Source organism: Vibrio sp. 378, from assembly GCF_033339435.1.
This window is the reverse complement of sequence record NZ_JAWOUO010000007.1, coordinates 277,189-300,994: the sequence shown is the minus strand read 5'-3', so window position 1 is coordinate 300,994 and position 23,806 is coordinate 277,189. Positions and strand designations below refer to the sequence as shown.

26 protein-coding genes are annotated in these 23,806 nt (G+C 44.6%); 13 read left to right on the top strand and 13 right to left on the bottom strand.

Annotated features, from left to right (window positions below; all coding sequences use genetic code 11):
- Positions 1 to 11: 11 nt before the first annotated feature.
- The 10 genes from R7Q48_RS15320 to R7Q48_RS15275 all read right to left on the bottom strand — a co-directional run bounded on the left by R7Q48_RS15320 (position 12) and on the right by R7Q48_RS15275 (position 7,941).
- Positions 12 to 401, bottom strand: a complete 390-nt coding sequence (locus R7Q48_RS15320; RefSeq protein ID WP_065274430.1) for a lysozyme inhibitor LprI family protein — start codon at positions 399 to 401, stop codon at positions 12 to 14.
- A gap of 404 nt (positions 402 to 805) precedes the next feature.
- Entirely contained in the window at positions 806 to 1,057 is a 252-nt protein-coding gene (locus R7Q48_RS15315; RefSeq protein ID WP_318132366.1) for a TIGR03643 family protein, read from the bottom strand.
- Positions 1,058 to 1,155: 98 nt separating this feature from the next.
- A complete protein-coding gene (locus R7Q48_RS15310; RefSeq protein WP_318132365.1) occupies positions 1,156 to 1,656 on the bottom strand; it encodes a GNAT family N-acetyltransferase in 501 nt (166 codons plus the stop codon).
- A 150-nt stretch (positions 1,657 to 1,806) separates the two neighbouring features.
- Positions 1,807 to 2,187 carry a hypothetical protein gene (locus R7Q48_RS15305; RefSeq protein ID WP_318132364.1) on the bottom strand — a complete coding sequence of 127 codons (381 nt, stop codon included), beginning with the start codon at positions 2,185 to 2,187 and terminating at the stop codon, positions 1,807 to 1,809.
- 153 nt (positions 2,188 to 2,340) lie between these two features.
- The gene (locus R7Q48_RS15300) at positions 2,341 to 2,745 is read right to left on the bottom strand and encodes a DUF1801 domain-containing protein (protein WP_318132363.1); all 405 of its coding nucleotides are present in this window, start codon (positions 2,743 to 2,745) and stop codon (positions 2,341 to 2,343) included.
- Between the two features lie 141 nt (positions 2,746 to 2,886).
- Positions 2,887 to 3,219 (bottom strand): YnfA family protein, encoded by a 333-nt coding sequence (locus tag R7Q48_RS15295; protein WP_005377819.1) that lies wholly within the window; start codon positions 3,217 to 3,219, stop codon positions 2,887 to 2,889.
- A gap of 64 nt (positions 3,220 to 3,283) precedes the next feature.
- Positions 3,284 to 3,751, bottom strand: a complete 468-nt coding sequence (locus R7Q48_RS15290; protein ID WP_005385757.1) for an Sbal_3080 family lipoprotein — start codon at positions 3,749 to 3,751, stop codon at positions 3,284 to 3,286.
- A 419-nt stretch (positions 3,752 to 4,170) separates the two neighbouring features.
- On the bottom strand, positions 4,171 to 4,854 hold the full coding sequence (locus R7Q48_RS15285; RefSeq protein ID WP_318132362.1) for a DUF4336 domain-containing protein: 684 nt from the start codon (positions 4,852 to 4,854) through the stop codon (positions 4,171 to 4,173).
- A gap of 249 nt (positions 4,855 to 5,103) precedes the next feature.
- On the bottom strand, positions 5,104 to 6,579 hold the full coding sequence (locus R7Q48_RS15280) for a Na+/H+ antiporter NhaC family protein (protein ID WP_005377816.1): 1,476 nt from the start codon (positions 6,577 to 6,579) through the stop codon (positions 5,104 to 5,106).
- Positions 6,580 to 6,597: 18 nt separating this feature from the next.
- Positions 6,598 to 7,941 carry a glutamine synthetase family protein gene (locus R7Q48_RS15275; protein ID WP_053350396.1) on the bottom strand — a complete coding sequence of 448 codons (1,344 nt, stop codon included), beginning with the start codon at positions 7,939 to 7,941 and terminating at the stop codon, positions 6,598 to 6,600.
- Positions 7,942 to 8,281: 340 nt separating this feature from the next.
- Between R7Q48_RS15275 and R7Q48_RS15270 the strand changes: the two genes are divergently transcribed.
- From R7Q48_RS15270 to R7Q48_RS15230, 9 genes are all read left to right on the top strand, one after another.
- Positions 8,282 to 9,028 carry a gamma-glutamyl-gamma-aminobutyrate hydrolase family protein gene (locus tag R7Q48_RS15270; RefSeq protein WP_206957287.1) on the top strand — a complete coding sequence of 249 codons (747 nt, stop codon included), beginning with the start codon at positions 8,282 to 8,284 and terminating at the stop codon, positions 9,026 to 9,028.
- An 18-nt stretch (positions 9,029 to 9,046) separates the two neighbouring features.
- On the top strand, positions 9,047 to 9,604 hold the full coding sequence (gene puuR, locus R7Q48_RS15265; protein WP_005377813.1) for an HTH-type transcriptional regulator PuuR: 558 nt from the start codon (positions 9,047 to 9,049) through the stop codon (positions 9,602 to 9,604).
- 35 nt (positions 9,605 to 9,639) lie between these two features.
- Positions 9,640 to 11,124 (top strand): aldehyde dehydrogenase, encoded by a 1,485-nt coding sequence (locus R7Q48_RS15260; RefSeq protein ID WP_318132361.1) that lies wholly within the window; start codon positions 9,640 to 9,642, stop codon positions 11,122 to 11,124.
- 37 nt (positions 11,125 to 11,161) lie between these two features.
- Positions 11,162 to 12,439, top strand: a complete 1,278-nt coding sequence (locus tag R7Q48_RS15255; protein ID WP_318132360.1) for an FAD-binding oxidoreductase — start codon at positions 11,162 to 11,164, stop codon at positions 12,437 to 12,439.
- 17 nt (positions 12,440 to 12,456) lie between these two features.
- Positions 12,457 to 13,323: an N-carbamoylputrescine amidase gene (aguB, locus tag R7Q48_RS15250; RefSeq protein WP_318132359.1), complete on the top strand. Its 867-nt coding sequence runs from the start codon at positions 12,457 to 12,459 to the stop codon at positions 13,321 to 13,323.
- A 12-nt stretch (positions 13,324 to 13,335) separates the two neighbouring features.
- Positions 13,336 to 14,418 carry an agmatine deiminase gene (aguA, locus tag R7Q48_RS15245; RefSeq protein WP_097371810.1) on the top strand — a complete coding sequence of 361 codons (1,083 nt, stop codon included), beginning with the start codon at positions 13,336 to 13,338 and terminating at the stop codon, positions 14,416 to 14,418.
- Between the two features lie 54 nt (positions 14,419 to 14,472).
- Entirely contained in the window at positions 14,473 to 15,900 is a 1,428-nt protein-coding gene (locus R7Q48_RS15240; protein ID WP_318132358.1) for an NAD-dependent succinate-semialdehyde dehydrogenase, read from the top strand.
- A 14-nt stretch (positions 15,901 to 15,914) separates the two neighbouring features.
- The gene (gabT, locus tag R7Q48_RS15235; RefSeq protein ID WP_206957281.1) at positions 15,915 to 17,186 is read left to right on the top strand and encodes a 4-aminobutyrate--2-oxoglutarate transaminase; all 1,272 of its coding nucleotides are present in this window, start codon (positions 15,915 to 15,917) and stop codon (positions 17,184 to 17,186) included.
- 345 nt (positions 17,187 to 17,531) lie between these two features.
- Complete coding sequence (locus R7Q48_RS15230; RefSeq protein WP_225495599.1) at positions 17,532 to 19,028, top strand: EAL domain-containing protein; 1,497 nt, start codon at positions 17,532 to 17,534, stop codon at positions 19,026 to 19,028.
- Between the two features lie 132 nt (positions 19,029 to 19,160).
- Here the strand turns inward: R7Q48_RS15230 and R7Q48_RS15225 are convergent, their stop codons facing one another.
- Entirely contained in the window at positions 19,161 to 20,048 is an 888-nt protein-coding gene (locus R7Q48_RS15225; protein WP_042522534.1) for a DMT family transporter, read from the bottom strand.
- 110 nt (positions 20,049 to 20,158) lie between these two features.
- On the opposite strand from R7Q48_RS15225, the gene R7Q48_RS15220 reads away from it, so the two are divergent.
- The 4 genes from R7Q48_RS15220 (at position 20,159) to R7Q48_RS15205 (ending at position 22,086) form a co-directional block, all read left to right on the top strand.
- Entirely contained in the window at positions 20,159 to 20,641 is a 483-nt protein-coding gene (locus tag R7Q48_RS15220; RefSeq protein WP_017633984.1) for a MarR family winged helix-turn-helix transcriptional regulator, read from the top strand.
- A 23-nt stretch (positions 20,642 to 20,664) separates the two neighbouring features.
- On the top strand, positions 20,665 to 21,018 hold the full coding sequence (locus R7Q48_RS15215; protein WP_256902881.1) for an MmcQ/YjbR family DNA-binding protein: 354 nt from the start codon (positions 20,665 to 20,667) through the stop codon (positions 21,016 to 21,018).
- Positions 21,019 to 21,137: 119 nt separating this feature from the next.
- Entirely contained in the window at positions 21,138 to 21,572 is a 435-nt protein-coding gene (locus R7Q48_RS15210; RefSeq protein ID WP_256902882.1) for a DUF962 domain-containing protein, read from the top strand.
- 202 nt (positions 21,573 to 21,774) lie between these two features.
- On the top strand, positions 21,775 to 22,086 hold the full coding sequence (locus tag R7Q48_RS15205) for a hypothetical protein (protein ID WP_005377799.1): 312 nt from the start codon (positions 21,775 to 21,777) through the stop codon (positions 22,084 to 22,086).
- A 146-nt stretch (positions 22,087 to 22,232) separates the two neighbouring features.
- Here the strand turns inward: R7Q48_RS15205 and R7Q48_RS15200 are convergent, their stop codons facing one another.
- The gene (locus tag R7Q48_RS15200; protein ID WP_025766727.1) at positions 22,233 to 23,324 is read right to left on the bottom strand and encodes a hypothetical protein; all 1,092 of its coding nucleotides are present in this window, start codon (positions 23,322 to 23,324) and stop codon (positions 22,233 to 22,235) included.
- A 1-nt stretch (position 23,325) separates the two neighbouring features.
- Positions 23,326 to 23,802: a hypothetical protein gene (locus R7Q48_RS15195; RefSeq protein WP_256902883.1), complete on the bottom strand. Its 477-nt coding sequence runs from the start codon at positions 23,800 to 23,802 to the stop codon at positions 23,326 to 23,328.
- Between the last annotated feature and the right edge of the window lie 4 nt (positions 23,803 to 23,806).

Below are 23,806 nucleotides of genomic sequence, written 5' to 3'. Positions count from 1 at the left end.
ATGTAATCCGTTTAGCCTACGTATACTCCATTGAAGTACTCGACGCGTTCTAACGTCATTCTTAACTTACACTCTTCAATCTGGACACCTTGCCAGGGTGAGGGTGTGGAAGACAGGCCCGTAAATTCACATTCGGCGTCTCTGTATTTTAGCCAAGCTCTTTGGGCCTTTCGAAATGGCTCTACCAGTTCGGTCTGAGACCATGTTTTCCTTAGTGCTTTTTCTTCCTCACCTATTCTAGCGATTGCTTCCTTGTAACTTTCGTTAAGCTCTTTATCTGCAGATTCCATCTTCTTTTCTACACACTGATAACCAGCCATAACGCCCCCGCCTTTTACTTTGCAGGGATCTTCAACATCATCAGAAGCCAAGCAAGGTAAAGAAACCAACGCAAACATCATAAGTAATTTGTTCAAAATTGCCTCCAAGCTCCGAGTGCTTGTTAAACCGTTATCCGCTATTTTTCCTTTTTAATCATGCAGCTTTTTATCTGTGCCTTCAAAGATAAAATAGAAGGTTAGTGATTCTAGTGCCTAAACAGAAGGTAAAAGAGATTGATACACGGATTAAATGACGCCTTAATCTGAGTTACTTTTAGTGGGCGTTTTGTATCAATCTTTTCTGTGGAATCATTAGTTTGATGGCGACTGAGGACGTTAAGATGACTCCCATTGAATTTATTATCGCCCTGAAACACCTAGGTTGAATTAAGTGGTGACTATTCCCCTCCAATCATGGAGTTGATTCAAAGGTAGGGCGATAAATGTTGCGATTCGTAATAAAAATTTATGCCAAGTGCAGTTCGCTATCGCGGCTTATATTGAGTTGGGCAATAACCTCTAATGATGTCTGAGTTTCGTAGCTTGTTGTGTTTTATATTGCGCCCCGAAACCCTTTTACGCCACAATTTAAAGCTACTTGATTTGAGCCGGCTACGCATAAACTGAATCACGTCGGATTCATTCAAACCAAATTGGAATTCGATAGCCTCAAATGGGGTGCGGTCTTCCCATGCCATTTCTATTATTCTTGACTCAGTTTCAGAGGTCAGTTTCATTTCAAATAACCTATTTTAGAAAAGAGATTTCTACGACGGAAATTGAGTCTTGGTTCAAATGTTCTTATATGCGTGCTTAGTGTTTAGCGACTTAACACCTACAAAAACTTCTCAATGAGGACTTCGTCTACGTATTTCCCACGAACTTTTGCATGCTTCTTCGCGGTCCCTACGATTTCGAAGCCTTGTTTGAGATAGGCTGATAACGCTCGCTCATTACCGCTGCGAACGTACGCAAATAGTTTTTCGTAACCCTTTTGTTTGGCTACTTCGAATGTCGATTTGAAAAGCTGTTTAGACACACCTTGGCCACGAGCACCGTCACTAACAAACGTACCAATTATGCCAACATGGTCAAAAGCTTTTGTATATTGTGCAAAGGGCTCGATATTTTGGAAACCAATGACTTGTGAGCTATTTTCGGATAAAGCGACTGTAAACACGCCCCGTTCTGGGAAATGAGTAATGAACTCTTTTTCTTCTTCAGGTGTGAAAGGCGTATCTAATACAGTGTATAAACCTTCAATAATGATGGGATTGAGGACGTTTGTAATGCCTTCAGCATCACCTAAAGTTACCTGACGTACAATTAAATTCATGCCACTTAGCTCCTATTAAAATTAGGGCTGTTTTGTACATGAGTTGGAGACTTGCGGCAACAAGTAACGTCATTAAGTCGTAAAGAATATACCTATTACACTTAAACGGCGGTTAATAGTGCTGATTGTTACTTTAGTATTTCTGATATATCACTTTTTAAGTGACGGCTTAACTTCTACAGAATATTTCCACATCACGATCCCGTTTTCTACAAGATCATAACTCGCGCTTTGACCCTCGGAGTTGAGTACAAATACCGGCATTTCCATCCTTGACGTAGCGTCATCTCGGTTGCATGACATGGTAGCTTCAAGCTGTATGCTATTTTTGCTCGGTTCTGAAAGGGTTCCTAAGTACGTGCAGCCGTCGACAAAACTGGTTTTGCTTTTTCCTTTAGAGGATATTTCAAAAGTCGGAAAAATGAATGTTGATTGAGGCTCTGTTACTACCACATTGACTTGATAGTTCGTCGCTGAAAAAGCATTGAAATGAGCTCCAAGCATAAGTAAGAACAAGATTTTTGATTTCATAAACTCTTCTTTATTTCGATATTACTAGTTTGGTTACGGCGCTATTAACGTGACCACTTAATCTAAAACTTTACTGCGGAAGCATTAAAAAGGATACAAAGGTAGAGTAGTTGAATATGGTTAATCGGCCGTAAATAGTTTTATTAAGCGATTTTACATACCTAAAAGAAGTAAGTTCTTTCGCTTTTGATAGGTTAATGCTAATTCTAAACAGGTCTTGATTGAAGCTTCTGGCAAAGGTGCTGATAAAGATAGAATTATTGCTCGATTACCCTGAAACTCAAGTGAGTCACTATACAGTTCGCGGAATGTGTCGACGAGCTTAGTTTGGCAATTAAAGAACAGATAATAACGACTAGGCGTTTTCTGTTTCCAATCCATCCTTACCGGGCTACCTGTTTTCACACTGTAGCTTGGCTCTCCCCATTTTAGAGATTCTTCAACTTCCCCCAGTTTTAATTCAGAAGCGATAGTTAAGACGATATTTCGTAGCTCTTCTATCCGAATACGCACATGTTTTGGATACTCATCAAATCTTGCCTTCACTGCATGGTTCATTAGTATCTCCCATAAATAGCGCCGTTTTGGGGTGAAGCCCAAGCGTACTTTGGCTATGTAGCAATTACGTCATAATGTTATTAATCAATAAATCTAGCACATAGCCAAAATACTAAGCGTAAGGGTTTCCCTCGGTTACGTTTAGGATGCTCTGGGTGAAAACATGATGATTGACATGCCAAGCATAGCGACAGAAACCCCCACTATGTCCCAGAGCGTTGGTCGAACGCCGTCGATACACCACAACCATAGAATTGCGACAAAAATATAGACACCTCCGTAAGCAGCATAAACTCTGCCAGTTGCGGTAGGATGTAAAGATAGAAGCCAAGCAAACATAGCAAGGCATAGCGCTGCTGGTACCAAAAGCCAAACTGACTTATCTTCCTTTAACCAGAGATAAGGTAAGTAGCAGCCTAATATTTCTGCAATGGCGGTTATAAAGAAAAGCCCAATGGTTTTGACTTCAGTCACTTAAACATTCCTATCTTTCTCTACAAATATATGATGCTTGTTAAATGGGCAATTGTTCGGCTCATTACATTTCGCCCAGCTTAATCTTGGATTGAGCCTCACTCACGGTTTGTTTACCGAATAACAAATCCATCATCGAAATGATTCGTTTGTTGTCTTTACCCCATTTATCTGGATTCGCGCTGTTTGGTGCTTTAAATTCAACTTGTCCTACTTTTTCGTTATTTTTGTAGGCTTTGATCTGAGCATCAGCGATAAATGTTCTAAAATCCCAGCTCCAGCGTGATACGTAAGTAAGTGTTAGCTCAGAGCTAACGGGAGGCGTGCCGTCGCTTACGACTGTGCATTTATGGGCGGTATCCAAACACCAGTCTTGCATCGAATCTAAGAAAACATCTCGCGTGGCGTTGTCTTTTACGATGGTGATTTCCTTGCTCTGATTTTCTTTCGAGATTGTTTCTACCGTATACTTTGGTGCCGCACATGCAGCTAATAGAATAGGCAAGCTTAGAATGATGAGTTTTTTGTGCATCTTATGTCTCTTTTTTTTTAAATTTATATATTCAAACAACTTCAAGATACTGAGTTCAACGAGAATAACTAACAAGCATGGCAACTGTTATTAACAAAACCTTTAGAGTAGAAGGGTTTGTTTCGGGAGTATGCCAATGTCTCGATGCAAAATAATTAGTAAGAGATTGCTATTGCGTTATGTTAACTCTTGAACTTATGTCCGTATCAATGTCCAGAATTCTTCGCATTGAAGTTTTTGAAGTGCAATTCTAACGGAATTTTAAATTGCTGCATAATGCTCAATTAAGAGGAATAGGGGAGCTTATCGTTAAACATAACGTGTAGTGCTGTAAATTCGTCCCTAAGACTAAGCTAAAAGGGCCCAATGTTTTAAAATAGCTTCTTGTCTATTCTGTTGAGTGAGTTTTCAATGTTGTCTCATACTAGCCACTTAAAAGAGCGCTGTAAGAACTCGTCTGCATTATCAAGGACGATTTCACCGTGAGCCATAACCAATATATTAGGTTTCCAAGACAGCAATTTATTTAAGTGTTTTCGAGCCTCTTGTTTGCTAAACATAAAACTTAGGCGCCAATCCAAAGGCATTTTTCCATTCGGAGCAAGAATACCGGCCCCTTTAGCCACAAACCGCTGCCAGTAGTTAAAGTCCTGGCCAGAAAAATTCTCGACGAGGTCAGTAACAATTAAGGTCTTTGAAAGTCGATGATAAAACACACACTCTTCCATTAATGGAGAGCCAGAAAATAGTTCTTGTTCAATCTCAGAGTTCCAAGCATTACCGCCTTGGTTAAGTGAAGCGTGAAAGTGTATATCACGGCACTTCTTAATGACTTCATCTGTGCCATAAACTTCTGCGCTAGGATAGGCAAATACCCATTCAGATAAGAACAAGTGGTGTAAATGATTAGGAGCGATTAAGTATTTCACTTGGCCTAGATTGTTGACTTGCTCTCTAATCGAATTTGATAACTTAATTGGACTATGAATCCAAAGGCCACCATCAGAAAGCCTAACAATAGTCATACGAGTGGTGTATGGGAGTCCTAAAAATTGGACGGGATCTCCATCAAATATCCATATCTCATGGGCTAACTTTTTCATGTCTCTCCAACCGTTAACACTGTATTAAGGCGGCATTTAAGTTACTCAAAAGCTGCCTTGCTGCACAATAAACGCTTCGCTAAGCGTAAACCAAAAATATTAGGTTTACCAAACCCTTATTGAGTGCAGCTGTATATCTTTGAGTATTTTTATACTGAACGGGCGTAAAGTAGTTTTAAGAGGATCATTTGACTTGATAGAACAAAACCCCGCTATTTTTGAGCAGGGTTTTGCAATTAGATAAAGGGGCTAACCGATGATGAAGAAGAAAATCGCGGTTGCAACAATACCAATCAACGCATAAGGAAACTGTGTGGTTGCGTGTTGCATTGCTGTACAGCCTGAACCTTGTGCAGATAACACGGTTGAGTCACTAAAGAAACAAGAGTGGCTCCCTGCCGCTGATGCTGAAAGCAGCGCGGCAACGGTTAAGTGTAGAGGCACACCAAGCTGTTCGCCCAAAGGTAGAACAATTGGCATCGCTACTGCAAACGTTCCCCAAGACGATGCCGTTGCAAATACCAACGCGCCCGTAATCATAAAGATAATCGCAGGGAAGTAAGACGCTGACAGGTAAGGGCTGACGGTCTCAATGACATACTGCGTGACGCCCAATGAGTCGTTGACCGATTTCAACATGAAACCACCAATAACGGTCGCAAGCGGCAGTAGCATAACCTTAATGCCATCATAAACAGCTTCGAACATGTCGTTCATCGAGATCAGTTTTTGTGCGCCGTAAAAGCTAATAGTAAAGATTAACGCGACGAAAACACCAGCAAGTAGATCGATACCAAAATACCAACTTGCGGCAACAAGTACGATCATTGGTAACAAGAAGTTGACAAGGCCCATGGTTGGGTTGGTATGTGCAGATACATCGGGACCAAAGTCGACATCTGTTGCACCGTCTGGACGAACTTGACCATTCTTCGCACGCTTTTCTGCCTTTTTCATCGCACCTAGATCTGGGATCTTTTCCATTGCAACCAGCAAAACAATCACCAGCGTTACCCAGCCGTAAGCCATGTATGGAATAGCTTCAATGTATGCTTTGATACCATCTCCCGCTTCTGCTACTCCGTTTGCTTCTAGCAACGAACTGAAGAAAATTGCCCAAGTGGAAATTGGTACGAGGATACAGATAGGTGCGGCGGTTGAATCCACAAGATATGAGAGCTTTTCACGCGAGATTTGGTAGCCGTCCGTAACTTTTTTCATTGAGGAAGAAATTGCAATCGCATTCAAATAATCGTCGATAAAGATCAGAATACCTAACGCAAAGGTCATCAGCATCGATTGCTTACGGCTTTTTACTTTCGTGACCAGCATGTCGGAGAAGCTTAAGATACTGCCGCCTTTCTCCAAAATAGCAATTAGGCCGCCCATCAAACCACAAACGAGGATGATCCAGGCGATAGTTTCATCCATCATTACACTCATGGAAATATCAACAATCTGTTCCACCGCTTCAGTTGGGTTAAGCAGAAGAACACCGGCAATAGCGCCGCTAAAGAGGGCTTCCACAGTTCGGTGTGTTGTCAGCGCAAAGACCAATACCAACGCCGTTGGTAAAAGACTCATCCATCCGTAGGCTTCGCCTTCCTCATGGTTCAAACCGATTGTGGTAAAAAAGACAAACGTCGCAACCGAGATTAAAGAAACAATAATGTGTTGAGAGTTGATTTTAAGAGGCGCATCCAGCGCCTTGGTCTGCGTAGTCATAAAGTTCATTTCCTTTGTTTATGCCGAGTGCAACATCCAGTCGATTTCCAATGGAGTAATCGCTCGCTCAAATTCTGCGAGTTCACTCTGTTTGCAAGCTAGATACAAATCGATAAAGTCTCTTGAGATGTATTGAGCTAGCTCACTGTGCTCCAGTCGCTCTAGAGCTTCTGACATACGCAGAGGTAACTCAATTGCATCATCACTGAGAGTCGGTGGACATTGATCTTTGGTGTAGCTTTCACTCGCTAATACTGCGGAAAGTACTACTGCAGCGAGAATGTATGGGTTAACGTCAGCGCCTGCTATACGATGCTCTATACGGCGATTTTTGCTATCGCTGATAGGCACACGCAACGCAACACCGCGGTGGTTTTCTCCCCAATCGGCTTTGGTTGGGACGTAAGCGCCAGGAACAAAGCGACGGTAAGAGTTAACGTTAGGACAGATTAGGGCCATGGCATCGGATGTTTGTGACAGCATCGCTGCCATGGTTTGATAGAAGAAGGCGCTCGCTTGACCGTCTGATTGGCTAAAGTGGTTGTTACCATCTGTATCAACCAAGCTGAGATGAATGTGCATGCCATTACCCGCTTGCTCACTAAAAGGTTTCGCCATAAATGTGGCGTCAAATCCGTGCTGATGAGCGACCTGGCGAATCAAGCGTTTTGCGATGATGATTTCATCACATGCTCGAAGTACATCTTTAGAATGGTTGAAGTTGATTTCGAACTGCCCTGGTGCCGATTCAGATAGGGCTCCGGAAGTGTTTAAACCTTGTTCTAATGCAATTCGATTAAGGTCGGCCAAGAAATCAGCGTAGTCATCTAGTCCATCAAGGTCGTAAACCTCGGTATCTTTTTCTCGAGTTTTTTTCGTGGGGTTAATTGCCGTTAATGGTTCGCCATTTTCGCCGCGGGTTTTGTCTATTAAATAGAACTCCAGCTCGAGCGCGACGCAAGGATATTGGTCTTTAGCATGCAGTGTTTGCAATATAGAAGCGAGAATGTTTCGGATGAACAGTGGGTTAGGGTGCTGCCCGGTTTCATCCATCATACTAAGCAGTAGCTGACCAACTTGTTCTTTTGCCGTCGGCATTAAGGTGCCGCTGATTGGATAGCAGAGATTATCTGGTTCTCCGAGATCTTCTCCCAACCCGGCTGTTTCAACGACGTTACCTTTGGTATCTAGGGTGATGGTCGAAAGGGGGAGGGCAACACCTTTATTCAGTTTTTCTAGAGCATCTATCGGGATGCGTTTTCCTCTTGGGGTGGCATTTATATCGGTAAAGATGAGATCGATAAATTCAATATCGGGCCATTTTTGTTTAAAATTTTTTACTTCCTGTAGATACGATTCCATTTTCTTCTCCAAATAGCCTGACGAGTAGAAATTAGAAATAACCAAATTAACAAATAAATTACAGTATTCTGAGCGAGTTGTTTGTTTTTTAGGTTATTTTTAATTTAAACATGCACTTACACTGTGTCTTTGATGTTTAACGGCTGGTTTTTATGTCTTTCTGTTAACTATTTTGTAACAGTTGGTTTTGTTTTGTTCAATATAATGAGCATAAATATTCAGTTTTGAAGCCTAAAAAGTGCGTCAGATCACGTTGTGACGATAATAATGGTCATCTGTGTTGATAATTTTGTACATGGTTTGTAGGGTTTGTGTTAAATAAATTGAACATGGACATATCATGGCAGATACACACAAACCCATCATTGGTGTGGTTAGCTGCGCTAAAGAGTTGGGTGGCTATCAGATACAAGCGGTCAACGACTTTTACCTTCGCGCCATAAAGGATTTTGGAGGACTACCGATTATGTTGGCTCCCGACATGTCGGGCGATGACGTAACCACCATCCTAGACATATGTGATGGTTTTCTTTTTCCTGGCAGCCACTCTAACGTTGCGCCACATCGATACAATGCAACGCACGAAGAGAGCTACAAAGATGAAGCTCGTGATGAGCTCTCATTCACGTTAATTCGTCATGCGGTTGACCAAAACATTCCGTGCCTTGGTATTTGCCGCGGCTTTCAAGAGATGAATGTCGCACTCGGTGGCTCGTTAAACCCAGCCGTTCATGACTCCGGCTTCAATGACCATCGTGAAGCGCCTGTTGAAGATTTCGAACAAAAATACGCGCCAGCACACGCTGTGCTAGTTCAAAAACAGAGCTTATTTGAACAATGGCTGGTGCAAAATCATTGGGAAAACACCTCCTTCTTTGAAGTGAACACACTACACAACCAAGGCGTCGATCAGCTTGCTCCTCTATTACAAGTAGAAGCTAAAGCCCCGGATGGCTTGGTAGAAGCATTTAGTCTTCCTAATCAAAAATTTTTCGTTGGCGTGCAGTGGCACCCAGAATGGGAAGCAAAAACCAATCATTTCTCTCAAATTTTGTTCAATGAATTTATGATGGCTACCTCTCGTTAAACGTTTGGAGCTGTATGAATGGACAATCAAGAGATTGGTAAAAATATTGTTCAGTTACGAAAAAAACATGGATTGTCACAAAGGGAACTAGCCGAGCGCGCTGGTATTACCCACAGTGCAATCTCATCCATTGAAAATGGCAAAGTGAGCCCGTCGGTCAGCTCACTACAAAAAATCGTTAATGTATTTTCTTTATCGTTATCAGAGTTTTTCACTTTTGAACAACCTTCGAACGATGAAGTGAAAGTAGTCATCAAGCCGTCAGATCTTGTGGAAATCGGGAGCGAGACGGTGTCCATGAAACTGGTAACGAATGGTGACAAAGATCAAGTCATCGGATTCTTGATCGAGGAATATGCACCTTATGGAACCACTGGTGCGGCAGAAATCAAACACGAAGGCGAAGAGATTGGCACCGTATTAGAGGGTGAAATCACTCTGGAATATAAAGGGCAATCTCATGTCATAACAGCGGGCGAGTCGTACATTATTGATACGACGAAGCCCCATCGATTTACTAATCACACAGACAAGGCTTGTCGAATGATAAGTGCGCATACGCCAACCACATTTTAGTGGGGGCTTGCCTTGTGTGATCACAAGGAGAGCGTATGAAAACCCAAGAGCAATGGATTGAACTAAAAAACAATCTAAACATCGAAAACAGGGCGTACATTAACGGTGAATACAGTGCCGCTTTAACAGGGCAAACCATCCCGGTAGTTAACCCAGCAACAGATGAGATATTCACCGAAATCGCCCGTTGCCAAAATGAAGATGTTGATCTCGCGGTTTCATACGCTCGCCAAGCATTTCGATCCGGTCAGTGGAGCGAGAGCAGCCCAGCTCATCGCAAAGCAGTGCTTAAACAGTTTGCTGACTTGATTGATCAACACCAAGAAGAATTGGCTCTGCTAGAAACGCTTGATACCGGTAAGCCTATCTCTCACAGCTTCTCTACCGATATTCCTGGTGCGGCGAGTGCATTACGCTGGTATGCAGAAGCTATCGACAAAGTGTACGGAGAAGTTGCCCCAACGGAAAAAGACGTACATGCCTTTATTTCCCATCAGCCAATTGGCGTGGTCGCTGCGGTTGTGCCGTGGAACTTCCCCCTTTGGCTTGCGTGCTGGAAGCTTGGTCCTGCTTTAGCCGCTGGTAACAGCGTGATCTTAAAACCTTCAGAGAAGTCATCACTGACCGCGATATTCTTAGGCCAGCTTGCATCTCAAGCGGGCTTGCCAACAGGCGTTTTCCAAGTTGTGACGGGTTTTGGTCATGAAGCTGGCGACGCGCTGGCGAAACACCAAGATGTAGACTGCATCGCCTTCACTGGCTCAACGCGCATTGCAGGTCAACTGATGGTCAGCTCGGGTGAGAGCAACCTAAAGCGCGTGTTTGCAGAAGCGGGCGGCAAGAACGCGAACATCGTGTTTGAAGATTGTGATGATTTAGACCGCGCAGCAGCAGAAACCGCTGCAGGGTGTTTCTACAACCAAGGTGAGGTGTGCGTCGCGGCAACCCGCTTGCTTGTTCACGAAAGCATCAAAGATCAGTTCATAGAAAAAGTTATTCAAGCGTCGAAAGCGTTCACGCCAAAAGACCCAATGGACCCAAGTTCATCCATGGGTGCGCTTATCGACCAAGATCATAAATCAAAAGTGTTGGAATACATCTCGTTAGGTGAATCAGAAGGTGCAAACGTACGTTGTGGCGGCGATGTCGATGGGCAGGGCGCATTTGTTTCCCCAACCATTTTAGACAACGTCGACAACAAGATGCGTGTCGCCCAAGAGGAAATTTTTGGTCCGGTGCTGTGTGTCATTCCATTCAAAGACGAAGCGCAAGCAATTGAGATCGCTAACGATTCGAAGTACGGCTTAGGTGCTGCACTTTGGAGTAGCAATATCAACCGTGTTCATCGCGTAGCAAAACGACTGCAAGCCGGCTCGGTTTGGGTCAACAACTACAACGAAGGTGACATGACGGTCCCATTTGGCGGATTCAAAATGAGCGGAAATGGTCGAGACAAGTCTCTCCACGCGATTGAAAAATTCACCGAAACCAAAACCACTTGGATTCGCCTCCATCCTTAAGCCTGCTGACGATTACGATAAATAAAGGAATAGTTCTATGAACAAGCATACGGATTCGTTCTACGCGCACTCTGTGCCAAACATGCCGGAATACCCACAACTGCAAGACAACATCGAGTGCGATGTGTGTGTAGTTGGTGCGGGATTCTCTGGTCTTTCTTCTGCGCTGCACCTTGCAGAAAAAGGTTTTAAAGTCGTTGTGTTAGAGAGCGCAAAAGTGGGCTTTGGAGCAACTGGTCGTAACGGTGGCCAAATCGTTAACAGCTACAGCCGAGATGTTGACGTGATTGAAAGCCGTTACGACCAAAACCAAGCTAAAGCTCTGTGCGATATGATTTTTGAAGGCGGCGATATCATCCGTGGCCTGATTGACAAATACGACATCAACTGCGATTACAAGCAAGGTGGTTTGTTCACGGCACTGAACAGTAAACAACTCAAAGGGCTAGAAGAACATAAGAGGAACTGGGAGCGTTACGGAAACGACCAAATGACTCTGCTTGACGCAGGAGAGGTAGAACAAGCGGTAGGTGCGAAAGTGTACACTGGCGGTTTGCTGGATATGCGCGGTGGTCATATTCACCCGCTTAAACTGGCATTAGGTGAAGCCGCTGCGTTCATTTCTCTAGGTGGTCAAATCTTTGAGCAGTCGGCGGTGGTGTCGATTGATAAAGGGATTAACCCAGTAGTGAAAACAGCGCAAGGCAGCGTGAAGAGCAAGTACGTGGTACTGGCAGGTAACGCCTACCTTGGTGGTTTGGCACCAAACATCAGCAACAAAGCGATCCCGTGCGGCACACAAGTGGTGGCGACTCAGCCTTTGAGTGATGAGCAGCTAAAACAAGTGCTGACCAGTGACTACTGCGTTGAAGACTGTAACTACTTGCTTGACTACTTCCGCTTAACCGCCGACAAGCGTTTGTTGTTCGGAGGTGGCGTAGTTTACGGCGCACGTGACCCAGAAAACATTGAAGCATTGATTCGTCCGAAGATGGAAAAAGTCTTCCCACAATTGAAAGGCATCAAGATTGATTACACCTGGACAGGTAACTTCTTGCTGACTTACTCACGCATGCCGCAATTTGGCTCGTTTGCAGACAACATTTACTACCTACAAGGCTACAGCGGTCACGGCGTAACGTGTACTCACCTCGCAGGCAAGTTGCTGGCTGAAACCTTGACTGGACACGCAGAACGCTTTGACGCGTTTGCGGCTCTGAAACATTACTCCTTCCCGGGGGGCCGCCACTTCCAAATTCCGTTTACGGCAATGGGCGCGGCTTACTACAACCTACGTGACAAACTGGCGATTTAAGAGATAAGGAATATCCAATGAGCAAAGTAGTGAAATTTGCAGCTCTTCAACTGACGAAAAGCTGGGATCTGGAAGATAACTTAGCCAAAGCCAAAAAGGCGATTCGTGAAGCAGCACAAAACGGTGCGAACGTGATTCTTCCTCAAGAGCTGTTCGCCGCGCCTTATTTCTGCAAAAAACAAGAAGCGAAGTATTTCGAGCTCGCAGAAGAGACGGCAAATAGCCACCTTATTCAGGAAATGAGCGCACTGGCGAAAGAACTCGGCGTGGTTATTCCTGTTAGCTACTTTGAAAAAGCGGGCAACACGTTTTTTAACTCGCTAGTGATGATAGATGCCGATGGCACGGTACTAGATAACTACCGCAAGTCACACATTCCTGACGGTCCGGGCTACAGTGAAAAGTACTACTTTAGCCCTGGCGATACCGGTTTCAAAGTGTGGCAAACCAAGTTCGGTAAGTTCGGTGCTGGCATTTGCTGGGACCAATGGTTTCCAGAACTCGCGCGCAGCTTGGCTCTGCACGGCGCGGAAGCGATTTTTTACCCAACTGCAATCGGTTCTGAGCCTCAAGATCCAACACTGGACTCGCGTGATCACTGGCAACGTACAATGCAAGGTCACTCGGCAGCAAACCTCGTTCCAGTGATTGTGTCAAACCGAGTGGGTATTGAAGTCGATGATGGTATCGAGACCACGTTCTACGGCTCTTCTTTTATCACTGACCACACTGGTGCAAAAATTGCCGAAGCACCACGTGAAGGTGAAACCATTATTTACGCAGAAATCGATCTCGCTGCGACAGCGAAAGCGCGTCACGCATGGGGCTTGTTCCGCGACCGTCGTCCAGACCTTTACACCAGTGTTGGCAAACTAGCTGTTTAAAGAGGCGTTAAAATGAAGTTATCGACAACACCAGCGCAAGATGGCTTCTATTTTCCGGCTGAGTTTCAGCCGGTTAGTGAAGTTTGGCTAGCGTGGCCAGAAAGGAAAGACAACTGGCGTGATGACGCATTACCCGCGCAAGAAACCTTTGCCAGAATCGCGAACTTAATCGCGGAAGTGACCAAGGTGTGCGTGGCGGTATGCTCGCACAACTTTGACCGAGCGCGTCAAATGCTCCACTCAGACGTACGTTTGGTGGAAATCCCATTTAACGATGCGTGGATGCGCGATATTGGACCGACCGTGCTCGTGAATCAGGTGGGTGAGCGCCGTGGGATTAGTTGGCAATTTAACGCGTGGGGCGGCGAATACAACGGGCTTTACGATAACTGGCAGCAGGACGATCTTGTCGCTGGCTCGGTGTGCGACATCATCGGTATAGATTATTACCGCGCACCGTTTGTACTTGAAGGAGGGGCGATTCACACCGATGGTGAAGGCACCCTTTACACCACAGAAGAGTGCTTACTTAGTCCGGGGCGAAATCCGCAATTGAACAAAGCGCAAATCGAAGAGCAGTTAAAGGCGTATCTCGGTATCGAAAAAGTCATTTGGTTGCCAAATGGTTTATTCAATGACGAAACAGACGGCCATGTTGACAACCTGATGCACGTTATCGCACCGGGTAAGGTGGTACTGAGTTGGACCGATGACCCAAGTGATCCGCAATACGCGTTGTCTCGTCAAGCGGAACAAGTACTGAAATCTCAGCACGATGCGAAAGGGCGCGAGATTGAAATTGTCCGTTTGCCATTACCGGGTCCGTTGCATTACAGCGAGCGCGAAGCCAATGGCATTGACGCCAGTTCAGGAATGAGCCGACAAGCTGGCGAACGCCTAAGTGCCTCTTATGCGAACTTTCTTATCGTCAACGGCCATGTGTTCTTACCGATGTTGGATGAAGACACCGACGCCATTGCGATCGATATTTTGCAAAACGCGATGCCGGAATACCAAATCATCGCGATACCGTCGAGAGAGGTTCTACTCGGCGGAGGGAACATTCACTGCATTACGCAGCAGATCCCCGCTTAAACACAAGCTCGCCGCTGGCTCAGCGGCGATGATGAGTTGTCAAAAGGAATGACCATGCAACAGATACAAAACCAAAGCCTTGTTTCGTTTATGGTAGCGAACCCACAACAGGGCATTGCAGTGACTAATCCAGCGACCGGAGAGCTTCTCGGGTACGCACCAGTCTCAACCGAGAATGACATTTTAAATAGCATTGAACGTGCCAGTGTCGCGCAGAAAGAATGGGCGGCACTGCCAGCAAAAACGCGCGCTGGTATGCTCAATCGTTGGTTCCAACTCCTGTTAGAAAACAAAGCCGACCTTGGCCGTTTGATGACGTTAGAACAAGGTAAGCCGCTAGCGGAAGCTCAAGGTGAAGTGCTTTACGGCGCGAGTTTTATCGAATGGTTTGCTGAAGAAGCGAAACGTACCTACGGTGAGACGATTCCTGCGCCGAGTGCAGACAAGCGTTTGGTGACCATCAAACAGCCAATTGGTGTTGCCTGTGCGATTACACCTTGGAACTTCCCAATTGCGATGATCACGCGCAAAGCAGGCCCAGCTTTAGCAGCAGGCTGTAGTTTTGTCGTAAAACCATCTGAATCCACGCCGTTGTCTGCATTTGCGGTGGCAGAACTTGCTTACCAAGCTGGTATCCCTCGCGATGTGCTGCAAGTGGTTCTGGGTGAAAATTCACGTCAGGTAGGCGCTATCTTCACTTCGCATCCGTTGATTCGTAAGTTGTCTTTCACTGGCTCTACCCACGTTGGTAGTGTGTTGATGCAGCAAAGCGCGGCGGACATTAAACGTACCTCAATGGAGCTCGGTGGCAACGCGCCGTTTATCGTATTCGATGATGCCGACATTGATGCAGCCGTGGCGGGTGCGATGGCGTCGAAGTTCCGTAACGCAGGCCAAACGTGTGTTTGTGCGAACCGTTTCTATGTACACAGCAAAGTGTATGACGAATTCGTTGCTAAGTTTGACGCTGCGGTTCAGCAGCTCAAAGTTGGTAACGGATTGGAAGAGGGGGTCAACATTGGTCCAGTGATCAGCGAGTCAGCGAAGCAAGGCATTCAGACGCTTATTGATGGTGCTATCGAGCAAGGCGCGAAGCCGGTTTCAGAGCTTAAAAAGCTCGATGGTCTATTTATGCAGCCAGTGGTTCTCAAAGACGTTACTCACGACATGAAGATTGTTTCCGAGGAAATCTTTGGCCCTGTCGCGCCAGTGATTCGTTTTGACAGCGACGAACAGCTAGTCGAAATGGCGAACGACACCATCTACGGTCTCGCGTCGTACTTCTACAGCCAAAACATTCACCGTGTTTGGAAAATCGCAGAAGCGCTCGAATACGGCATGGTTGGCATTAACGAAGGCATGATTTCTACTGAAGTCGCTCCTTTCGGTGGTGTTAAGCAGTCCGGCATCGGACGCGAAGGCGCAAAACAAGGTATCGATGAATACATGGACGTGAAATATCTCTGCTTTGGCGGCAACTAATTAAGGACAAAACAATGACAAACCAACAACTACATGAAAGAAGAAGCCAAGTAATTGCTCAAGGCATGGGCGCACTGTACCCACTTTACGTCGAGAAAGCAGAAAACGCTTACGTATGGGATATCGAAGGCAACAAATACATCGACTTTGCAGCGGGCATCGCGGTGACCAATACCGGGCATTCTCACAAACGTATCAGTGAAGCGGTAAAAGCTCAGTTGGATAACTTCTCGCATACGTGTGCGATGGTCACGCCGTACGCGTCATTCGTTGAGCTCGCTGAAAAGCTGACAGAACTTGCACCAGGTGAGACTAAGAAGAAAGCGATCTTTCTAACCACTGGCGCCGAGGCGGTCGAAAATGCCGTAAAAGTGGCACGCGCTCATACAGGCCGTAGCGGCGTGATAGCGTTTAAAGGCGGCTTTCATGGTCGCACAAACATGACTATGGGGTTAACTGGTAAAGTTGCGCCGTACAAAGCGGGCTTTGGTCCTTTCCCGAACGAAATCTACCACGCGCCGTACCCAAATGCGTTTCACGGCATCAGCGTTGAGCAAAGTTTACAAGCGATCGACGATCTATTTGCTTGTGATATTGAACCATCACGTGTTGCGGCGATCATCTTCGAGCCAGTACAAGGTGAGGGCGGCTTCTACAAAGCACCTGAAGCGTTTGCACAAGGCTTGCGTCAACTGTGTGACAAGCACGGTATCATGCTGATTGCGGATGAGATCCAAACGGGTTTTGCCCGTACCGGTAAAATGTTTGCGACGGAGTACCTAGGCATTGAACCCGATCTAATGACAATGGCGAAAGGCATTGCTGGTGGTTTCCCAATCTCAGCTGTTGTTGGTAAAGCGGATGTAATGGACTCCGCACTGCCTGGTGGTTTAGGTGGTACTTATGCAGGCTCGCCACTCGGTTGTGTTGCTGGTCTTGAAGTGCTGAAAATCATCGAAGAAGAAGATTTGTGTGCTAAAGCGATGGGCATCGGTGAAGTGGTCAATGCACGTATGACCAAACTGCAACAATCTGTGCCTGCTATTGGTGAAATCCGTACTACGGGTGCGATGATGGCGATTGAATTTACTGACCCAGAATCAGGTAAGCCGCTACAAGAGATGACCAAATCGGTGATTTCTAAAGCGCAAGAAAATGGTCTTATCCTGCTTTCTTGTGGGGTAAAAGCGAACGTGATTCGTCTGTTACCTCCACTGACCATCGAATCTGACGTGCTAAATGAAGGCCTAGATAAGTTGGAAAAAGTGATTCTTGAAGTGGCGTAATTCACGCACTTTTAAATAGCAATAACAAATAAAGGAAGCGGTTGGCATCAATCGTTTCCTTTTTGTTTTTTAGCGTATCTGCTGCCTATCTAAAAAGTATTGCTCAAGATCCAAGTTGTCACTTTTATTACGGATGACTTAACAGTTGGGCTCGTTCTTACTTTTCACTTAGTCGCTACTTTGTTCTCCTCGAATGTGGTTTGGTGCTCACATTCTAAATCCCGACATCTGAAAGCCACTTGAGTCTATAATTTTATTGAGCGTCATTCCTCACTTTTTGGACTATAAAAATGAGATAGTATTCATATCCCACTTAGGTTGCTTGACAGATTAGCAGGACGAACTTTGATAACAAAGAATACAAAGTATGCCATTTTACTCGGCTTAGTTCCCATCGCCATATTTGTAGTGGCCTTTCATTCGATAACCAACTTTTACGTCAACTCGGTAAAAGCGTCGAAAATAGATGCTTACGTAGATTATTTAAATCAAAGGTCTGCCTATTTGGACGGAGCAATAGTGAAGCAGATTGCTCAGTTAGATTTTACTTGTAGTGATAGTGATGTAAGAACTTTACGCGACCCACGTTTTTATAACCGTTACATTCGTTTTATTGCGATGACCACAGAAGGCGGAAAAACGTGTTCCACGGTTGGTAGTGAAGTGTCTCGCCCATCTAGTAGTGAACGATTTCAGATGGATGAAAACTTTTTCGCATCACTTATTTTGCCGCAACAGAATGACCAAATAGAGTGGATGGTCATTTATGATAATGAACACGTTGAAGTCTTCTGGGTACTTGATAACAGTTGGGTTAACGAGGTAATAAAAACGCCTTGCAAAGACTGCCTATTTGTAGAGTTTAAGTATGATGAACCAATATTTGGTGATTTAACGATAAGCCGTGGCAAAGCGAATATTGCAGGAGAAGAAAACGCACTCTCAAAAGAGTTTTTCTTTTCAGGAGAGTCTCAAGCCAACATGCTCATCAAGATATACAGCGGTGAAAAACTTAAAAATTATGCTCAGGAAAGAGTACTTTTGTGGGGCGGTCTTGTAAGTGTGCTTGCAGGTCTTGTGACTGCCTTTGCATACATATCTGGTAAAAGCTTGAGAAAATCCATTACAGGTCTAATTGAAAATGGGATTAGTAATGCAGAATTTATTCCTTACTACCAGGCGATTGTCGATAGTCGCGATGGTAAGACAGTAGGATATGAAGCTCTGATTCGATGGTCGCGACGTGATGGAATGGTGCCACCAAATATGTTTATTGGTGCTGCAGAAGAAAGTGGCCTGATTATTCCGATGACGAATCAGCTTATTCGTAAAATCATACAAGACTTAAGTGACTTACCCGAGCATACGTGGGTCAGTATCAATATTGTTTCCTCCCATTTAGAGTCAGGTGTATTAACGAAGTTGCTGTCGGAGTTAAATTGGCCAATCTCGAATAGAATTCATTTTGAATTGACCGAGAGAATACCAGTAAAAGACACTGAGGCCGCGAAAAAAGAGATTTTGTATTTAACGAATAAAGGCTACAAGTTCAAAATTGACGATTTTGGTACCGGATATGGTGGCTTTTCTTACCTACAAGATTTGGGCATCCGGTGTGTAAAAGTGGATAAGATGTTCATTGATCCAATAGGATCTGACGACCAAAAGTTGAAAGTGCTGGACTCAATTGTGTCTGCAGCGAACAAAGCGGAATGTGAGATGATTGCAGAAGGTGTAGAGAGCCAGGCTCAAGTCGAATACCTGGCTCAGCATGCGATTTACCTTATTCAAGGTTATGTTTACGCTAAACCAGAGCCCCTGACTAACCTTGCAAGCGCTTAACAGCCATAACGTCAAAACGTACCGTTTTAAAGGTGTCAGTTGCCTAGGTTAGCGCTGATTTCTGCTGATGGGGTCACACTTGAGGATTCCTAACACTCTCATTACTTCTAGAGTGTTAGGAATTAACGTTACTTAGGAGGAGAGTGCGGCTCTTTTCGCTTTGATCGACGTAATGAGCTGAGGTAGTAATGACATTACGATCATTCCTAGCATTAAGCTGTATTGCAGAGGAGTGAACGTTTCCCCCAATAGCAGTAGGCCCGAAACAATGCCTGCGACTGGGTTTGCAATACCACCAAAGGTAAAATCTACGACCGACATCCGCTGCAATAACCATACATACATGCCATACCCTAATGCGGTGTTCAGAATAATTACCCACAGTAACCCTAGAATATTCGTCATGGATACGTCCTGAACGACCGTAACATATGGCTCTGGATTGTTTATCGCCAGCACACTTGTTGCGATAGACATAATCACGCCACCCAAAATGAGCTGCCATGTTAGCACTGTCCACCAGTGCATTTTTGTACCTAGTGACTTTGTTACGCTACTTCCTATCACGATGCACATAATGGCGGAGATCATCGCAAGTAAGCCCACGGGTTCGAGAGAAATAGAGCTAGGATCAAATAAGAACCAAGCTAAAGCAATCAAAGTTGCGCCGCTTATTGCTTGAATGCCACTAGGCTGACGTTTGTAGACCGCCCAACCAAACAGCATTGCAAAAACGGGGACCGAAACCATACCAACACCAGAGATGGCAGAAGGAAGCGTCAACGCCATGACAAAAATGAGACCAAAGAAGCAAGCGATGTTGATGGTTCCTAAAACAAGCAGCACCTTCCACTCACTTCTTTTTGGAAACGAGGGCTTTATTGCCAGCAACAAAAGACCCGCAGGCAGTGCCCTTAGAGCGCCAAGTAAAACGGGAGGCCAGTCCGGTAGAGTAAACTGAGTAACAGCGTAAGTCGTCCCCCAAAAAAAGGCAGGAATCATCGCAAGTAAAATGTTCATGTTAAATATCTTTATGTAGAGATAATTAAATGTAACGATATCGGCAAGGTGGCTTTTTGTAAAGTATCTTTATGTTAAAATAAAAAATATATGATGTTTGGAGAGAAATAATGGATGCAATTGATAGAGTGGTAGAGCAGTGGGCTAGGGAGAAGCCAGACCTCGACACTGAACCGATGGCAATAATGGGTCGACTAATGCGAATTGCAAAACACATGGAATCTAGGGTCGCCGAGCTACATAAGAAGTACGACCTGAAAATGGGTGAATTTGATGTGTTAGCGACACTGCGTCGAGCTGGTTCACCATATTGTCTTACTCCCTCAGCGTTAATAGAGTCGATGATGCTCACTTCGGGTGCGATGACTAATCGCTTAGATAAACTTGAGAAGAAAGGGTTTATTACCAGAACCCATAGTAAAGAAGACCGACGTAGCGTCACCGTTGAACTAACAGAGCAAGGCTTAACCTTAATTGACAAGCTAATTTTGGAGCATGTAGACGTTCAGCAATCGTTATTGCATGGTTTAGAAGGCAATGAAAAAGAGCAGGTTAACCAGGCGTTAAAATTGCTATTGCCACAATTTGAGTGAGAACGCAGAAGGAGGTAGGGGATATGAAAAGCAAAGAACTAGAACAATACTTAAGTACCTTCATGTGTGCAGAAAGCGATTTCCCATTTGGGCCTGAAGCGCTTGTTTACAAAATCAAAGGCAAGATGTTTGCCATCATTGCAGAGAGAAACGGTCGGGAGTATGTCAGCGTAAAAGTAAAACCAGAAGATGGAGAAGTCTTAACGTCGCAGTTTACGGACATTATCCCGGGTTATCACTTAAATAAGCGTCATTGGATAACGGTTTATTTTAACGGTGATGTCGAGGATGGGTTGATTCAAGACTTGTGTGAACGCTCTTATGCTCTTGTCGTTGCCAAGCTGCCGAAAGCACAACGAACGTTGCTTGGTGAGTAATCGGCAACGCACTGGCCTCTGTTGTTTTGTCGCTCGTTGCTCGTAGCCTTTACGGAAAAATTCGCACCTTTTTCATCCTCGGGCTATATAAGAATAAGAAGGTGGAAAAGGGGAATGATATGCGAGCATTATCTGAATGGCTAAAAGAATACGGGGAGAGTCACCAAAACCCTATCAACCAAAAGATTCACACAATCGCAGTTCCAGGTATTTACCTTTCTGTGGTTGGACTTATTTGGTCGATTCCCCAGATTTCATTATTAGGCTTCGAACTTAATTGGGTTTGGGTAGCGGTGCTCCCCACTTGGGTTTTCTATTTTCGTTTGTCTCTGAGTGTATTCATGATGATGATCGGCTACACATTAGCGTGCATTGGCCTTATTTGGTCGCTAGAGGTATTGATGTTGCCCGTTCTGCATATTTCTATGCTCTTGTTTGGCGTATTGTGGATATTGCAATTTATCGGTCACAAGATTGAAGGTAAAAAACCGTCGTTTTTTGAGGATTTACAGTTTCTACTCATCGGCCCGATTTGGGTGTTCAGAAAACACTAGCGATAAGCAAAATCAGGCATCATCCGAATTACACAAGACATATAACGTTCAGAGATTATGTAGCTCTTACTACAGAATACCTCTCCTTCTTATTGCCACGACAAGCATTCACTTTAGATACGCACTATGATTAAAGAGGTGCCAACGCACTTTACGCTATCGAGATGCTTAAACTTACGGCAAGTTTACTTTAGGGGGATGAATGTACGATCGACAATATAAGTATGCCTATTGGAGAGAAGAGCGTAAAAAAGGCAAATGGCACTATATATTAAAGTCCTTCTTTATGATTTGTTGTGCATTACTGCTCGGTAAAGTCATCGGTTTGTTCATTTTTGGAGAGCTGCATTCTTTAAGCGACATTTGGGAACAACTCCCTGCGGATGTTTTTATTATGATGCTCGTGGGCTTTCCAATTAGTGTCCTTGGTTGGTACCACGAAGAGTCAAAGTTTTTCCGGGCACTGCGACGCAAAGAAAAGCGGTTAAAAGGCAATCAAAACAAACCGAAATAGAGTAACCTTTGTCTGTGTTTGGATTGCCACTTACCTATCTGAACGATTCTATCCCTTCCAGTCGTTTAGCGTTTAGTTACGTGTTGCAAAAAGCCTTCTTAATACAACAGCCCCCAATGTTGTGGAAATTGGTACTGTAAGAAACATTAAAAAACGAAGTTGAGCATTAGCGTATAAAGGCTCGCACTGTCATCCTTTGGGGCTGATGAAAACGCGCCAGAGCTATTATTGTAGGCGTTGAACCTTTGCCATTCTGCATTCAGGGAAACGTTGTAATCTAGGTCGTATCTCAACCCGAGTAAGAAACTGTCTCCACTTTTTTTATCCCGACTATTAAACTGCTGACCGTAAACAATATAAGGAGTCAGCTTGTTTACATTATAACTTGTTGTCGCGTACCAAGATGAGGAAAGATTGCTGGTCTGTCCTTCTGCCATAATCACAATGTTATCGAGCTCGTATCTTAACCCTAGAGAGAACAGATCGATCGTGTTGTTTTTTTCTGTTTCAACTAGACGGTCAATGATTGTGGTTCCGCCACCGGGAGTGGACTGCTCAATGTTAGAGAGCGTCGTTGTTTGATCATAATCGCCGTGGAGGTAGGAAAAATTCCAACGATAGCTCTCTCCGCTTAGCGTTAAGTTCATCCCTGCAGTATTGTTTGACTCAATTTCCAATTCAGTACGTTCATTGATGGTTACGTCACTATTGTCTTTAAACCCGACAAACGGCATGGCGGTAAGTACGACTTGCTCATTGAGGTCATGAATCCAGCGTGCAGATAGGCCGTTATAAGCCGTGATACCTAGAATGCTGTCATATACCTCATTCGGTGGGCGGGCTTGGGTAAAAGCGTGGCCGACATAGTTGTACTCAGACATCAAAAACAGTGGCAGTCTTAAGCGTCCTCCTCGTATTTCTATGTTTTGATAGGTATAAGCCAAATACGCCCACTCGAGCTGAGGCGAGCTCCAATGGTCTTGCGGGCGCTTTACGACTTGTGCGGATGCCCGAAATGCCTTGTGAAAATAATCGAGCTGCATGCCGAAAGTGGTATCGCAATCGAAACAAGATTCATCGCCAATAAAGCGGTTAACTAGTAACGTAGTTGGGTTATCGGATTTTGCCCACGAAGTAGAGCCAAAACCACTTAAAGAAAGTTGTTCTGTTAGTTCAATCGTGGCTGAGCTCGGAAAGGTCGCGATACTCAGCGATAACATGGTTAAATATTTTTTCATATCAATTCTCCGAGCTAACCACACATAAAACATGAGCATTACTAGGGACGCTCGATGTTGGGGCATAACCAATTCTATTCGGCTTCTCTTGCATCCATGTTATGAGGTCATCAATGCTGGAGCGTGCAATCACTTTTGGCGGTCTAGCTTTACCTGAAAAAGACAAGCTTGCCCAATGCGCGTTCATTTGCGCTAAATTTTTGTTGAGAAGATAACGATAGAACTCAGCTCTTTCTGTTGATGTCGCAGGCCAGTCAGAGAGTTCAATTCGCTGGCCTTGTAAAAGTTGCGTCTTCCCTCTGTACAACTTTCGCGCTTTATTGACAGTGAGCGGAGAGAATTCGTCATTAAATGAGAAAACGGCGTAGCTCTCTGCAGCGAGAGCTTGGCAATTTAATGAAAGAAGGGCAATCAGAATAAACAGATAGCGTTTTATGTAACGCAAAGGAAAAGCAACGCGAGAATGATTTCTACTCATAGAA